Origin of the sequence: Tsukamurella conjunctivitidis, assembly GCF_007858475.1 — a bacterium.
GTDB classification, from domain to species: Bacteria; Actinomycetota; Actinomycetes; order Mycobacteriales; family Mycobacteriaceae; genus Tsukamurella; species Tsukamurella conjunctivitidis.
In genome coordinates this window covers 17605-31059 of the sequence record NZ_VIGX01000027.1, presented here as the reverse complement: position 1 = coordinate 31059, position 13455 = coordinate 17605, and the positions used below count along the sequence as shown (strand labels likewise).

Annotated in this window: 14 protein-coding genes; 5 read left to right on the top strand and 9 right to left on the bottom strand. The window is 69.1% G+C overall.

Annotation, left to right across the window (positions count from 1 at the left end; genetic code table 11):
* Positions 1 to 129: 129 nt before the first annotated feature.
* On the top strand, positions 130 to 588 hold the full coding sequence (locus tag FK530_RS23240) for a hypothetical protein (protein ID WP_146489294.1): 459 nt from the start codon (positions 130 to 132) through the stop codon (positions 586 to 588).
* An 85-nt stretch (positions 589 to 673) separates the two neighbouring features.
* Here FK530_RS23240 and FK530_RS23235 read toward each other — a convergent pair whose 3' ends face one another.
* The 6 genes from FK530_RS23235 to FK530_RS23210 all read right to left on the bottom strand — a co-directional run bounded on the left by FK530_RS23235 (position 674) and on the right by FK530_RS23210 (position 5693).
* Positions 674 to 1075 carry a hypothetical protein gene (locus FK530_RS23235; RefSeq protein ID WP_114514365.1) on the bottom strand — a complete coding sequence of 134 codons (402 nt, stop codon included), beginning with the start codon at positions 1073 to 1075 and terminating at the stop codon, positions 674 to 676.
* Between the two features lie 81 nt (positions 1076 to 1156).
* The gene (locus tag FK530_RS23230) at positions 1157 to 1969 is read right to left on the bottom strand and encodes a hypothetical protein (protein WP_114514366.1); all 813 of its coding nucleotides are present in this window, start codon (positions 1967 to 1969) and stop codon (positions 1157 to 1159) included.
* Positions 1970 to 1971: 2 nt separating this feature from the next.
* Positions 1972 to 2889 carry a hypothetical protein gene (locus FK530_RS23225; protein ID WP_114514367.1) on the bottom strand — a complete coding sequence of 306 codons (918 nt, stop codon included), beginning with the start codon at positions 2887 to 2889 and terminating at the stop codon, positions 1972 to 1974.
* 99 nt (positions 2890 to 2988) lie between these two features.
* On the bottom strand, positions 2989 to 4107 hold the full coding sequence (locus tag FK530_RS23220) for a hypothetical protein (RefSeq protein WP_146489293.1): 1119 nt from the start codon (positions 4105 to 4107) through the stop codon (positions 2989 to 2991).
* Between the two features lie 8 nt (positions 4108 to 4115).
* A complete protein-coding gene (locus tag FK530_RS23215) occupies positions 4116 to 4694 on the bottom strand; it encodes a hypothetical protein (RefSeq protein ID WP_114514369.1) in 579 nt (192 codons plus the stop codon).
* A gap of 75 nt (positions 4695 to 4769) precedes the next feature.
* Positions 4770 to 5693: a hypothetical protein gene (locus FK530_RS23210; protein WP_114514370.1), complete on the bottom strand. Its 924-nt coding sequence runs from the start codon at positions 5691 to 5693 to the stop codon at positions 4770 to 4772.
* Positions 5694 to 6259: 566 nt separating this feature from the next.
* On the opposite strand from FK530_RS23210, the gene FK530_RS23205 reads away from it, so the two are divergent.
* The 4 genes from FK530_RS23205 to FK530_RS23190 are packed head-to-tail and all read left to right on the top strand — an operon-like array spanning position 6260 to position 9789.
* A complete protein-coding gene (locus FK530_RS23205) occupies positions 6260 to 6787 on the top strand; it encodes a hypothetical protein (protein WP_114514371.1) in 528 nt (175 codons plus the stop codon).
* Positions 6774 to 7178 carry a MobC family plasmid mobilization relaxosome protein gene (locus tag FK530_RS23200; protein ID WP_114514372.1) on the top strand — a complete coding sequence of 135 codons (405 nt, stop codon included), beginning with the start codon at positions 6774 to 6776 and terminating at the stop codon, positions 7176 to 7178. The genes FK530_RS23205 and FK530_RS23200 overlap by 14 nt, the downstream gene beginning before the upstream one ends.
* Positions 7179 to 7204: 26 nt before the next feature.
* Positions 7205 to 8893, top strand: a complete 1689-nt coding sequence (locus FK530_RS23195) for a relaxase/mobilization nuclease domain-containing protein (RefSeq protein WP_146489292.1) — start codon at positions 7205 to 7207, stop codon at positions 8891 to 8893.
* Positions 8890 to 9789, top strand: a complete 900-nt coding sequence (locus FK530_RS23190) for a hypothetical protein (protein WP_114514374.1) — start codon at positions 8890 to 8892, stop codon at positions 9787 to 9789. The genes FK530_RS23195 and FK530_RS23190 overlap by 4 nt, the downstream gene beginning before the upstream one ends.
* A gap of 65 nt (positions 9790 to 9854) precedes the next feature.
* On the opposite strand, the gene FK530_RS23185 is transcribed toward FK530_RS23190, so the two are convergent.
* From FK530_RS23185 to FK530_RS23175, 3 genes are all read right to left on the bottom strand, one after another.
* A complete protein-coding gene (locus FK530_RS23185) occupies positions 9855 to 11840 on the bottom strand; it encodes a pentapeptide repeat-containing protein (protein WP_114514375.1) in 1986 nt (661 codons plus the stop codon).
* Position 11841: 1 nt separating this feature from the next.
* Positions 11842 to 12858: a hypothetical protein gene (locus FK530_RS23180; protein WP_114514376.1), complete on the bottom strand. Its 1017-nt coding sequence runs from the start codon at positions 12856 to 12858 to the stop codon at positions 11842 to 11844.
* A 104-nt stretch (positions 12859 to 12962) separates the two neighbouring features.
* Entirely contained in the window at positions 12963 to 13424 is a 462-nt protein-coding gene (locus FK530_RS23175) for a glutaredoxin family protein (RefSeq protein ID WP_114514377.1), read from the bottom strand.
* Positions 13425 to 13455: the final 31 nt, after the last annotated feature.

Here is a 13455-nt window from a genome sequence, read left to right as displayed (position 1 = left end):
CGGAAACGATGTTCACGAGCAACCATCAGGTGGGGCCAGATCAAACCGTCGCAACACCACCGGCGAGTCGCAAACGGGGCCAGGTCTAGCCGTCGAGCCGGGGCCTCTTCAAGCTGTCATAGCCACCTGGTGGCCGCGCCGGGGATGGGGACGTGGCTGCGCCTTCTGGAGTGGACGCGGCACCGCAGTGCGACGGTGCGGTACCGAACTGCGCGGGTGAGTGTTCCCGCGCCGGGAGGGCTCGATGATCCGGCGACGATCTTCCGTGCGCTGCTGCTGCAGCTCGCACCGATGGAGTTCGTCGGCGCGACCAGTGAAGAGGTGCGTGGTCCTGCTGGCGATGCCCTGCTCATGCCGGAGGGCCGGTGGGATGTCTATGCCGCCGACGGCGACCTCCTGGCCGCCGACGTCGTCGCCGACGAGGCGATCGAGTGGCTTACGGAGTCGATCGGTGGCGATGGCAAGGTCGTCGCGTCGATGCCGACGATGCGGGCGTACACGAACATCCATATCGAGGACGAGCTGGGACGGCCGGGCTGGAACCGCTATCGGGAGGAGCTGACGGCCTACGCGAGTGCCACCCAGTAGGGGTGCGCAGCGTCGACACCGACGCGGACATGGAAGTGGCCCGGTACCGAGCTCGGTACCGGGCCACTTCGTTGTCGCGCTCGTTCTACTGGGCCGCGCCCTGGCCCTCGGGCGCGGGCTGCTGGTGCTCCGCATCCGGGCTCGGTGTCGTGGCGGCGGATGCGGTCGCCGACGACTGCTTGGGGGCGGCCGGCCGCGGCTGGCGCGCGCGACGGGCACGGGTGGGAGTCTTGGCCGCCGGCGGGTCGGCGAGCTTGGGATCGATGCCCGCGCTGCGGAGCTGCGAGTCGGTGAGGCCGAACTTCGTGCCCGCCTCGTCGCGGTGGCGACTGAACTCCGCGCTCTTGGCTTCGAGCTGGGCGCGCAGCTCGAGCACCTCGGCGAAGCTGTTGGCGAGGTTGTGGAAGCACGCCGAGCGTTCGTTCTCGTCGCGCAGCAACGCCGCCGCGGTCGAGGCGGGGTCGTAGCCGGTCAGTGTGTCGGTCATGATGCGCTGTCCTTCTGTGAGTAGTTGGGCGATGGGGAGTTGTCTGTGCGGGATGCCACCCGTGTGATCTCAGGGGGAACGTCAGCCGGGCATTCGCTCACCTCCACTACGGGCGAGCGTGACCACCTCGACGATGCGCTGCAGCTCGGCGTCAGGAACGGTGTCGGACTCGATGGTGGCCGCGTACACAAGCTCGCCGACGCGGCCGATCAGCTCGCGGTGCGCCCCGACGATTGCCTCAGCCTCTCCGGCGGCTCGATCGAGGATCTCGTCGGCGCCGCTGGCCGGGACCAGTCGGTATCGCCGGAGCATATCGGCGATCGCGTGGCTCTTGTCGTAGTCGCTGATGCTGCCGAACGGATCGCGGTCGTACTCGTCGTCATAGGCACGCCCGGCGAGGAGAATCACCATCTGGTCGAACCACCTCTCCGGGGTCGTCATCCCGGGCGTTGCCAGGTTCAGCTGGGGGCTGTTCTCAACCCATCCGCCGAGCTGTGATCCCGGCGGCGGGTAGTGCCTCCGGACGGTGACCTTGCTGACCGCGACACCCCGGGCGACCGATGCGACGACGTGGGCCGCCTCATGCTCAGCGAATTCGCGGCGCCGATCCGCCGGCAATGGTCGAGCGGGCAGGGCGGAGCCGGCGACAACGCCCAGGTGCCCTGCCTCGGCCGTCCAGGAACGTCTCGGGAGGAGGACGTTCACTACGCGGAGTACGAGCCACATGACGGCGATAACGAAGACGCCCACGGTGAAGTCGTGCGGTGTCTGGGTCATCGCGCGCAGGACGCTCCAGACTGCAACGCCCATGCCGTTGAACCACAGGATGTAGGCGAGCAGTGCCCCGCCGAAGACGACGACTACCTTGACCGTGAGCCACCGGGGCGCGCGCACGATCAAACCTCCTGCGGGGTCAGTACGAGTCGTTCCGGGACGAGCACCTCATACAGGTCCTGCTCCTCACCAGCTCTCCTGTTCGCGGTGCGGAGCAGCTCGTCGAGGGAACGGTTGCTGGTCTCAGCAAGGACGTAGCGGGCGGTGTCGTCGGCGGCGCCGTCGTAGAGGTTGCGCACGATCCGCGCCGACCAGTGCCCCGGTCCGCCGTCGCGCATGCGCCCGGACCCGAGGAGCACGTTGTAGGCGACGTCCGCGGCCAGACCAGGTGCGGGTGCCGCCCAGTCGATGAATGCCGACACGGCCCGGCGATCGGTTCCCGGCGGCGGGACGTGACCGGCTTCGCTGGCCGCTGCGCGCGTCGCGGCGTTGTGGCGCCGTAGGGCGGTCCGCTGATCCAGACGTTCTGCGGTGATCTCGGGCAGGCTCCGTAGCTTGTCCGCCTGGTCGGTGAGCCCTGCAGCGGCGAGCATGGCGGCCGGGTACTCGCGTACCGCCCAGTCGACCGCGATCTCGGTCGGCATGAGGCAGCTCATTCCCGTGTACCGTCCGGCGTCGTCGTTCGTGAGACCGAGCACGCGCCAGAAGTCGTCGTCGTCGATCTGTACCTGCGTTCCGGCGAGCGGTCCTTCGCCCGCCCAGGCCCGCAGATCGCGGGTCTCCGAGGCGAAGCGCTTTCGAAGGGTGCCATCGGTGACGCCGGCGAAGGTCCCGGGGAACGTGTCGCGTGGGCACGCAGGTGCTGGGCAATGCCACCCCGCGGCGTCGGGGGTCAGGCTGACGCGGGTGTGAGGGCTGGTGTCGGTGCCGCCGCAGGTGTACGTCGGGATGCCCTGCAGCGGCCTGTTCTGCCATGCCGTGAGATGGCCAACTTGCTCGGTGCTCCAGGGGGGTGGTGTGGGGGCAAAGGTGTCGTTCATCTGTGCGCTGTCCTTCCAGGGATGAGGGGTGGTGAGCGTTTGCGCGGCATGAAGCCGCGGTGAGGTTCGGGATGCCGCCCGAATCCGCCGCTCGTGTTCTCAGGTGCAGGGGTGATCGCGGTCCTCGTCGACCGCCGCAGGTGGCTGCTTCGGTGGTCCTGCGGTCAGTTCGGGCAGGGGGCCTCGGGCGACCAGTTCGGGGAATGCGCGCACGGTCTCCCAGCTGACGGGAACCGTGGTGATCTGGTCGATGCACCGCTTGATCTCGGCGAGGATCTTCGGCCGGTCGCTGTCGGGCGTCGACTCGTGGGCGAGGCGCTGCACAAGGCGATCGAGGCGCATCAGTGCGGCTCGCTCAGTGGGCGCGCGGTCGCTGATCTTGACCTCGGCGGCGTGGTCTCGCGCGGTGTGCCAGGCATGCCAGGCGGCCTCAGCGAGCGCGGCGGCATCGTCGACCTGTTGCTGTGTGGAGCCGGCGGTCAGTGCGTTCAGCGCATCTTCGAGTGCGAGCATCGCGTCTTGGTATGCGCGGGTCTCGGGCACGTTCCCGTCCCGGAGCACGGGCATCTCCAGGAAGTACTCGGCTCGGTTGAGCCGGTACTGGCCCCAGGCCTGCTTGAGTCCGTCGAACGCGGCCTGCACGTCGGCGATGGATGCCCGCGGGCGCGTGCGCTTCTCCTCCGCGCTGAGCTTGTCGAGGAGGATCTCTTGAGCCGTCTCGCGAACGAAGTCGATCCATGCATCGGAGACCGCCGGGACGGGCAGGCCGCGTCCGCCGGCCTCCACGGTAAGGGCCAATCCAGTCAATGCGGCGATGAGCCACACCCCAGGCTCAGCGGTGCCGCCGACGAGGTACATGCCGCCGCACGTGATTGTGCCGATCGCGAGCAGTGCCGCCAGAGCGCGCCACACGTACCCGATGCGGCGTTGCGCCGGCGTGCACGCCTGTGGCGCGAACCGGGGATCGTTGTCGCCGAGCTTGCGGATGAACGGCCGGCTCGCGAGCGTGCGCCAACCACGGTCGGTGAAGTCGTAGTTCAATCCCGCGGCGACGAGTTCGTCACGGTCGAAGTCGCCGACCGGCCTGAGATTCCCGTCGCCGTCCCGAAACGTCGTCTCCTTGCCGATGGACGGGCTGAGGTAGGCCGGCAGCTGCGCGCGGAGCGCGGCGCGGGTCGCATCGGGCTCGTCCGGTGCGTCGTGGGCTTCGGGCTGCATGTCGGCCATCATCCCCGGCTCCCGGTGGACGGGCCTAGCTTCTTGTGCGCGACGGTGCGCACGAGCGGAACCCATTGCGCGGCCGAGGACGGGTCGAGTTCGATGATGTCGTTGCGCTGGGCGCGGGTGGCAACAACGAAGGCCGTCACGAGCGCGCCGAGCGCGAGCAGGCCGGAGATCGGCATCGGGAGAAACTTGATGACGACCATGCCGACGATTACGAGAACCATCGCGACGAGCATCGGGCGCACACTCGATCGCCGGGTGAGCGCTTTGGTCAGGTCGCTGTTGGGCTCGTGCTTGGCCAGCACGCGCAGCATGGAGGGGTCGGTGGCGAGCACGCCCCACGCGCGATCGATGCTGCGCCGGTCGAGCGGTCGACCCCGACGTAGACCCAACCAGCGGCGCCGGCCACGCGCATTCGGGTCGTTCTCCTGCTTGATGAGTTTCGTCGCGACTCGGCGGGGCAGTCGCTTGCTCGCGAAGTAGAGCCCGATGTCGTCGCTCAGGAGCGCCTTCTTGCTGCGCGGGAGTTTGCTGATGCGGACGGTGGTTGTCTCACCGAGGAGGGTGCCGAAGAGTGCCATTGCGCTAGTCCTTGAAGGTCGAAGTCGAAGGTGGAGAAGCGCGGAAGGATTCACTAAGGCCCCCGCGCGATACGGTCACGCCGCGTGCGTCTCCGCGGCGGCCTGCACGAGGCTGTCCCATCGCGCTCTGTCGGTGGCAGACAGCTCAATGCTCGCGAGCCTGGCCATGCAGAAGTGTTCGAAGACGGGGCTCAGCGCGGCGGCCATGGCCGCACCCATGGTGCCGCCGAGCGTGACCGTGGCGGGCGCCGGCAGATCGCCGAGCGCGGTGAACTGGAGGCCCACGAGTAGCACCGTGACGATCGCGATGGCAGCAACTACGCACCGCGCGTGTGCACGCCGGGACAGGTAGCGGTAGGTCATGTTCAGACCGGTTCCAGGGAAGGCCTTAGCCAGTACCGGCAGAAGCATCGTCGATCGCTGTTGCCGCGTCTGCAGGCGCGGCCGAGCGGCCAAGGTATGCGCTACGTCGGCCGCGAGATCGGGCGCGGTCGACCACCCCGTCGGCAGGTGCGCCGGCGCGGTGCTTGCCGTCCCTTCGACTGCGGCGCGCACCCTCGATCGCCAGCGGGCGTTGCTCTCGACGCTCAGGCCGGCGTTCCCATCGCGAGCCGCCACGTGGGCGACGACCATAATGATCGCGCCGAGTCCAACGAGGAGCCCGGCAACCGGCCACCGCCATCCGGCGTGCCCGCTCGCCCACATGACAATGACGGCACCGGAAGCCAGTGCCAACGCACCGTACGTGTACCTTCGCTCGGCTCGCACGCCTCGCTCGTACGCGCGCCGCGTGTCCGAGTCGGGGCCGAAGCGCCCAGGAGTACAGATCGCGAGAAGGTCGTCCGCGAATCTGTTCCACTGCCGCTGATCCGCGGACTCCAGACGGAGCTGGTGGGCTCGCTTACGGAGCCGGGGATCGAACTCGACGAACATCTGCGCGCGCGTGAGGAGGGCTTCCTCGTCGCCGGCGGGCAGCTCGAATCTACGTGCCATGTTCATTGCGCTATCCACTTCTGCGGTCGTTCCGCCCGGCGCGGTGGGTCACTAGTCCACCGTGTGCGTCGAGAGGTCTTGGTGCGGGTTCAGTCTACCGCTACGCGCGGCCCCCACATGGCGAACCTATCGACGCGACCGGCATTCGTCAACGGGTCATTACGACGTGTGTCAATGCCCCATTGTCGCCATGGTCGCCAGCGTAAGTCGCGCACCCAGGCCGAGGAGCGCATCCGTCCGCGTAACCAGCCTCCCTGAGCGGAGTGGGTCGCAGGCGCGAGACGGGGGCCGGAGTGGGGCCGGGCCGGTCCGATCCCGTTCCGAGCGGGAAGTGGGATTCGCGCTGCTCATGCCTCAAATCTCCGCGCCAGCGCGGGCGGCGCGGGCGCCGCTTCGGCAATCGAACTCGCAGGCTCGTGCTCCGCCGGTTGGCCGCTGCGCGGCGCGCCCCAGGCGGAGCAAGCTAAGGTTTATCCGGGGATAAACGTTGCCTCCCTGCCCCCTTGGGGGTACGGTCGGCACCATGTGGTCCCCGTTCGGGGTCGCTGCGCTGGGCCTGGAGGGAGACGCCGATGGCGTGGGAGTGGATCGGTTTGGCGGCACCGCTCGCAGCGGGTGCCGGCGCGGCGATCAACGAACTCACCCGGCGCGGCAAGCGCGATGACGACCGGTTGGAGTTCGCGAGGAAGGGGCTCGCCGCGGCGAAGGAAGACCTCGGGGTGGATTCAGCGTTGGTACCTGCTTACGAGCGGGAAGTGGAGCGGGCGCTCGTGGCAGGCGTGCGGGTGAAGCGGCGCCTTCGGGAACTGTTCGCGAAGACGTTTGGCGGCGTGATCTTCCTCGGTGCCGGCATCTTGACCGCACAGTTCGGGACCGACGTGCTTGTCCAGGGTGGTGACATCGGCACGGTTCAGGAGGTCACCTCGTGGGTCTGGGTGATCCTCGGTTCCGGCTTCGCGGCGGGCGGCGTCGGAATCGTGCTGCACGCCCAGGCCACCACCAGCGGTTTACGTCGGGCGGATGATCTTGCCGACGTCGAGCGCGATCTGCAGCGAGAGCGCGACGAGCGAGTGATCGGGGGCGGGGATGGGTCTGCGTAAACGTCAGCGCAACGCCGCCGGTGGTCGTCCGCACACGAAGGAGATCACGCTCACCGACGAGCAGCTCGCGCTCTTGACGATGAAGGCAGCGCAGCAGCAGATGACGATCCAGCGGCTCCTTGTCGCGGCCGTTCTCGAACCCGGCACCGTGGGCCTGGGGGCCGGTGGCCTCACCCACGCGGACAAGGTCGAGATCCTCGCTGCCACGTCCGAAGTGCAGCGACAGCTTTCGGCGATCGGTAACAACATCAACCAGATCGCGCACCAGGCGAACATCGCGGGCGGCGTGGACCCAGAACTGCGCGAGCGGCACATCGCTGCGTTGGACCAACTGCGGGAGTTGTGGCGCGCACAGAGCGCCACAGCGCGAACGATGCGGCCCGGCCAATGATGCCGGCCATCGTGAGCGGATCACGCATGCAGGGACTGATCGTGTACCTCGCTGGGCCGGGCCGATCCAACGAGCACACCAACCCACACCTTGTCGCTGGGCGCAGCGAGCTGGGCATGTTCGCGGGCCGCGAGCTCGACCGTCAGGACGCACTCGATATCGCTTCCTTCCTCGACGAGGCGCGTGTGGTCTTCGGGACTGAGGTCACGCGAGTAGACCGCGGCAAGAAGGAAGCGTTGCTCGCCGAGGGCAAGGACAAGCGCACTGCTACCGCTGACGCGACCAAGGACGTGCACGTCTGGCACTGCTCGCTGTCCCTGCACTCGGAGGAGGGCGAGATCGGCGACGAGGTGTGGGGCCGGGTCGCGACCGAGTTCATGAAGCGCATGGGCTTCGACGATCCCACCGCCGCGCCTGTCCGGTGGGGTGCCTTCCACCACGGTCTGAACACCAACGGCAACGACCACATCCACATCGCGTCGTCGCGCGTGCGCGACGACGGCAGCGTCGTCGATCTGTACCCGGTGAACCCGGAGACTGGAGCGAAGGAAGGTGACTGGACCCGGGCCCAGCGTGTGTGTGCGGACCTCGAGCGTGAGTTCGGGCTGCGCATCACCGAGGGCCGCGCCAACAAGCTCACCGAGCGCGGACAGAACAAGGCCGAGGCACACCGCGCGGAGAATGCCGGCGCGGATCTGACCGAGCGACAGGAACTCACCCGGCGGGTCCGCGCGGCCGCAACCGCCTCGTCCGACGAGAAGGCCTTCGTGACGGCGCTGCGTCGCGGCGGCGTGCTCGTACGGCCGCGCTACGCCAAGGGTGGGCGAGACCAGGTGATCGGCTACAGCGTGGCGCTCCGCCCGGGTTCGATCGACGAGAACGTGGCTGGAAAGGCCACGACGCGCGACGGTAAGTCCGCGCCGCTCTGGTACGGAGGGAGCAAACTCGCCAAGGACCTGTCGCTGGTGCAGTTGCGCAATGGCTGGGCGTCGACGGCTGAGTCGGAGCGCGCCGCGCTGAGCACGTGGAGCTCGCGCAAGGCTGAGCGAGGCCCGCAGCTGACCGCCCCGCAGCTCCTCGAGGCGAAGAAGTCCCTCGACGAGTTCAGCGCGCACGTCGCCCGCTTGGCTCCGGACGATCACCAGGGGTGGGCGGATGCTGCCCGCACCACTGCGGGGATGCTCGCCCAGCTGTCCCTCAACGGCGGCGGCGACAAGCAGCTCGCTCAGGCGTCACGCGCTCTCGGCGCCTGCTCGGGCGCGATGGTCCCGCGCGTCGTCGACCCGGTCGCCGTCAAGCGCCGCGCGTCGACCGCGCACGCCACCCTGCTCATGGGCATGGCCGCGCAACGCGGCAACACGAACATGATGTTCGCGTTGCTGATGAAGCAGCTCTCAGACATGTCCCGGGCGATCGCGGAGGCGCGCAGTGCCGGCGTCGACGCCGCCCGTGCTGCCGCGGCCCGCACTCACGCAGAGACCATGCTCACCCGCTACCAGAGCGCCGCTGACGCGATCGGTGGTGTCGACGGCGCGGTCGCTCAGTTGACCGCGGCACGGGCGATTCCAGGGGCCACGAAGCCCACCGTGACACCGAAGCGCGGAGCTTCGGCACAGTCGCCGGCGGGCCGCGATACCGCCGGTCGGCCACACCGCCCGCGACCGAACTGGAACATCGCGCCGCGCGACCGCGATGACCGCGGGCCCCAGAGATGATCACCGAGCGCAACGCACCGCGGTGGCGCGCTGTTGGGTGGGTGCTGGGCGGGGTCGCCACCCTGCTCATGATGTCGTTCGTGTGCGACGCGTACACGGTCTACGTGTGGGGAGGGGCGAGCCCCGCGGGGTGGGCGCCGTCGACGGGGATCGACTGGTCGAATCTCGCGTTCGCCACGGTGATGGGGACGGTGAGCCTGGCCGCAGGGATCATCGTGACGCTCACGATGCCGGCGCCGCTGGCCGATAGCTGCCCGGCACCGATCTCCTGGCGCCGGTCCTGGCCGCGGTTGTGGCGCACTGCGGTGGTGTACCTCGCCGTCATGTCAACGGTCGCGGTGTTCGTACGGGCGCTCATCATCGCGCCGGTGCTGCGCGCACACGCACCGTCGACCGTGCCTGAGGTCTCCAGCGCGCCGCTCAGCACGGGCGCGGTGCGCATCGCCGAGGTCTTCCAGTTCGTGATCTACGGCGGGCCTTTCGAGGAGCCGGTCTTCGTCGCGCTGCCGATCCTGGGGGCGTCCCTGGTGACCCTGTTCCTCAACCAGTACGGCTCCGCGCGCGCCGCGCAGTGGTTCGTCATGTGCTCGATGCCCGTGCTCGTGATCGCTTCGCTGGTCGGCCGAGCGGGCATCCATCTCTACCAAGGCGTGGACGCCGCGATCGCCGCTGTCGTCTGGGGCGCCGCGGCCTTGCTGCTGTACCTGCGATGGCGGTCTCTCGTAGGACTGGTCCTGGGGCACGTGGTGTACAACGTCGTCTACGTCGACGTGCTCCGGCGGATCGGGTCAGTCGCTCTGCTCCTAACGACGACCGGCCTCCTCATCGCCGCCAGCGCGGCGATCGGCGTGGCCGCTCTGCGGAAGCACCGCAGCGCACCCCGCGCTACCAGGTGATGCCCGAGAGCAAATAGAAGAGGCGCCGAACCGTTGGGTTCGGCGCCTCTTCTATTCCCGGGGGCCTACAGTTCGCGGGCGGCTCCGGTCTCCCGGCTGGCGCCGGGGCCGGCGATCGCCGCGGGGGGCATCGCGGACGTAGCCCGCGTCGGCGGCGCCGACAACCCGCCCGCGAAGCACCGCGACAGCGACGCCCCGGCATCACGCCCGACAGCAGCGCGGGCGGCCTCTCGCGGCGTTTCCTCGACCCGCGTGACGACGATGCGGCCCGGCATACCGTCGCGTCCCTCGACGGGCGCGATCGCACCCCCGAGCTCGTCTGCGTCGAACGTGCCTACGCTGGCCTCGCCACCGAGCCGGGCCTGCGCCGCGGTCATGGCCTGCTCGACGTCGTGGCCGGCCACGGTGAACTCGTACGCCGGAGGCTCACTCAGATCGAGGCTGTCGTACACCTCCACCGTCATCGCTTGGGTCTGTGACGCCGGGTGCGGTCGTGCCCCGGGCGCGTCGTTGAAGACGACGCCGGCGGAGTTCAGCACGGCGCTGAACGCCGCGTCGTCGGAGAGGGAGACCGCAGTGAACCGGCTGCCGTCGAACGACGCTGACGTGACATCGGCTCGGCCAAGGTCCATGTCACGAAAGACGTTCTCGACGAACATCGCGTCACGAAACCAGGCGCCGTCGACGGTGGTGCGTTCCCACCGGACGTCGGCGAACGCGGTGTTGTTCTGGGCGGGCGAGAACACGGTGTACCGCAGGTCGCAATCGGTGATCCGCGCTGCCTCAAGGCTGTAGTCGCCGCGCACCTTCGCACCCTTCATGTCCACGTTGCGCAGGGTCGCATCGCTGAAGTCCACCGCGGCCAGCCGGGTCTTCTCCATGCTCACGTCCTGCAGCAGCGCATCGTGGAATCTGATCCCCGCGTGGGTGCCTTCCTCGAATCGTGTGCCGGAGATCCGCGCGGCCGTCAGGTCGACGTCGTCGGAGGCCGCGATGGTGCAGTTCGTGAACGTGGCGCCGGTGAGGTCCGCGTGACGAAGCACCAGGCCCTTGCAGTCGACGAACCGGGCACCGCGGTAGTGGCCACGGAATACCGCACCGCTGCCCGAGGCGTCGACTCCCTCGAACAGCGCACCCTCCAGGCTGTTCTCCCGCGGATCGTCGAGAAGATGCGCGTACTGGTCGTCTTGGATCGAGCCGAGCACATCCTCCTGGCTCAGGTGTTCCCCGTCTCGCGTGATGACCCGCCCCGTCTGCAGGCTGTTCTCGTAGCGGTACTGCTCAGCCACCGCGGCGATCTCGTCAGGCTTGAATCCAGGCCACCATGTGCCGTTCGCGGCCACCACGATCGGAGTGTTCGTCCGCCCGGTGCTGTCGTAGTGCCCGCTGACGATCGGATCCGCGTCGCGGAGGTCGGCGACCCGGTAGGGCACGCCGAGGCGGTCCAGTTCTTGCACGGTCTCGGTGAACGCGGCGATGATCTTGTCGGCGTTGGAGACGGCGTACCGCTCATCGAAGGCGCTGTTGGCCGCCGCCGCCCTGCCTTCGCTCGTCGACGGGACGTGCACGACTTCTCCGGTCCCGAGGCACTCGGAGACCTGTGCCCGCAGCAATGCCACGTGCACGCGTCGGAGCGTCTCCTGCGCCTCGGCCGCGCTCTCGGTGCCCGTGTGCTTGTCGAGCTCGTCGATGACCTCGGCCAGGAGGCTACGCAGCGGGCTGTCCTGCTGGGCCGGGCCTCGAACATCCGCGTCGACGATCGCGAGGCGGGAGCGCCGGGCGAACTCGGGATCCTCGCGGTGCAGGTGCATCCACGGCTCTTTGCCGCCCGCTCGGTCGGCTAGGTCGGCGAGCGCGACGACCTCCGCGAGCTCACCCATCGGGCGGCCGGACACCGTCGTGATGCCCTGTACGTCCATCGAATGCTCGAGCTGCATCAACTCGATCTCCGTGTCGCCGATCAGGTCCGCGAGCACTGCCGCGGCCGGCGTCTCGCGGAAGGTGGCGTTCGCGGGGAGGGTGTAGACGACGAGCCCCTGTTCCTGGTCCATGTCAGATCACCTCGCGTTGCTGGAAGGACTGGTTGCGCAGGGCCTGGTTGCCGAGCGCCTTGGTCAGGCCGGTGATGGTGAGTGCGACGACGGCGTAGGCCAGGCCTACGAGGAAGCCCGCCCACGACGGGCCGCCGGTGAGCCACGGCACGAGCAGGCCCGCGGCGGAGACCAGGCTGGCGAGCCACGCGTAGATCAGCGTGGGGGTGTCGACCAACCACGCCAGCAGGAGGAAGGTCGTGGCGCTGGCCACGGTCAGTGCCGCCGCCACGACGATGGCCGAGGTGTACTCGCGCGGAGCGAGCGCCCACGGGGCGCCCACCGACGTGTAGAGCTGGTTGAGCAGGAAGGTCAGAAGCACGGCGACTCCGGCGCCGACAAGGGCGGTTGCGCCCATGCCTGCGGCGAAGCGGCCTACGTTGAGCGGGACCGGGCTGGAGTCGATGCGCTGAGCCGCCAGTTGCAGGCCCTTCGCACCCAGGGACTTGATCAGGCCCGTGACGGTCATGGCCACCACGGCGTAGGTCAGGCCGACGAGGAAGCCCGCCCACGACGGGCCGCCGGTGAGCCACGGCACGAGCAGGCCCGCGGCGGAGACCAGGCCGGCGAGCCACGCGTAGATCAGCGTGGGGGTGTCAACCTGCCAGACGAGCAGCAGGAACGTCGCCGCGCTCAGCACGGTCAGCGCAAGGACTCCGATGAGCACGGCGACGTAGTCGCGTGGGTGCGTCGCCCAGGGGGCACCGACCGACTGGTACAGCTCGTTCAGTAGGAACGTCAGCAGCAGCGCGAGCCCGACTCCAACCACCGCGGTACCCGCCACGCCGGCGGCGAAGCGGCCCACGTTGAGCGGGATCGGACGCTCGTCGACGTACGGGCGGGGCGGATCGTGCGGGACGTGCGCGGTGGGCTCGTCCGAGTAGAGATCCGACGGGTACTGGGCCGCGCCCTCGTCGAGCGCGCGTGTGTAGGCGACGGGGTTCTGCGCCCCGCCGTACTGGGAATGGTTGTCGACCATGAGGAGCTCCTGAAGTGGGTGGCCGGTTGCCGGCGGGGAGGGAACGGGGAAGGTGGTGGCGGCGCCGTCTCCGGACGCCGCCACCACCGGGAGGGTGCGCTGAGCTACCGGCTCAGCGCGGCGGTGCTGCCCTCATGAGCGAGGGTTCGCCCGCCGGCAGTCGCGCCGGCGCGCCCCGCTTCGGGCGGTGCTGCGGGCCGTGCGGTCGTGTTCGGCGCGGCGCCGAAACACGCGCCCATGGCGCGCGTGCTGGTTCCCGACCGCTGGTAGGCCACCGCGGCGGCCTTGATCTTTTCCGGCCGGAACTGGTTCCAGCGACCGCCGTCGCGGGTCTCGACGACCGGGGCACCACGGAGCCCTTCGGCCTTGAACTTGGCGCGGGCTTCCGCGGCCGCCTCGCTGTCCAGGTCGACGACCTGGAACGGCACACCGAGCTTGGTGAGCTGCTTCTCGGTCATCATGCACATGCCGCAATCGGGCAGGGTGTACACGGTGGCCCACGGCTCTGCGGCCGGACGCTCGACCGGCGGTGCTTGGGCGCTGGGGGTGGTGTCGATGATGGTCATTTGCGCTGTCCTCCTCGATGAGGTTCGGATC